Source organism: Geodermatophilus sp. SYSU D01180, from assembly GCF_054050415.1.
Genome location: NZ_JBJGZH010000059.1, coordinates 1 through 559 on the forward strand (window position 1 = coordinate 1; position 559 = coordinate 559).

Here is a 559-nt window from a genome sequence, read left to right on the forward strand (position 1 = left end):
GCGCTGGTCCTCAACGTCGGCCGGGGCACCGCCTCCCACCTGGCGCACCGGGCGTGGACGTACCGCTCGCACCTGCCCGCGACCTGGGCAGCACTCGCCGCCGGCACCCTGGACGAGGCCCGCGCCAGGGCGCTGGTCGACGTGCTGGAAACACACCACCGCGGCCACCGCCCGGGCGATCGAGGCCCGGCTGCTGCCCGAGGCCACGTCCCTCACGGTCCGCAGGCTGCGGGCGCGGGCGCTGGCGCTGGCGCTGTTACAGGAGGCCGACGCCGCCGCCATCGACGCCCGCCGCGAGCGGGCCGAACGGCACGCCGACGTGCGGCTCTACGACTGCCCGTTCGACGGCATGGCCACCTTCGCCGCCGACCTGCCCGCCGACGTCGCCGCCGCCTGCTCCGCCCTCATCGACGAACTCGCCCGGATGCTCGAGGCCGACGGCGATCCCCGCCCGATCGGGCAGCTGCGCACCCTGGTCTACGCCGACCTGCTGCAGCGCCCCTGGGAGACCGGCCGGCCGCCGGTGACCGCGCACCTGCAGGTCATCGCCCCCCTCGGC

General features: G+C 76.9%; 1 protein-coding gene and 1 pseudogene. One reads left to right on the forward strand and one right to left on the reverse strand.

Annotated elements, in window-relative coordinates; all coding sequences use genetic code 11:
- Window positions 1–207 (reverse strand): hypothetical protein (locus ACI8AA_RS23940; RefSeq protein ID WP_457046868.1); only part of this gene is annotated, 207 nt, incomplete at its 3' end.
- On the opposite strand from ACI8AA_RS23940, the pseudogene ACI8AA_RS23945 reads away from it, so the two are divergent.
- Window positions 194–559, forward strand: a pseudogene (locus ACI8AA_RS23945) (HNH endonuclease); the annotation flags it as partial. The gene ACI8AA_RS23940 and the pseudogene ACI8AA_RS23945 sit on opposite strands and share 14 nt — an antisense overlap.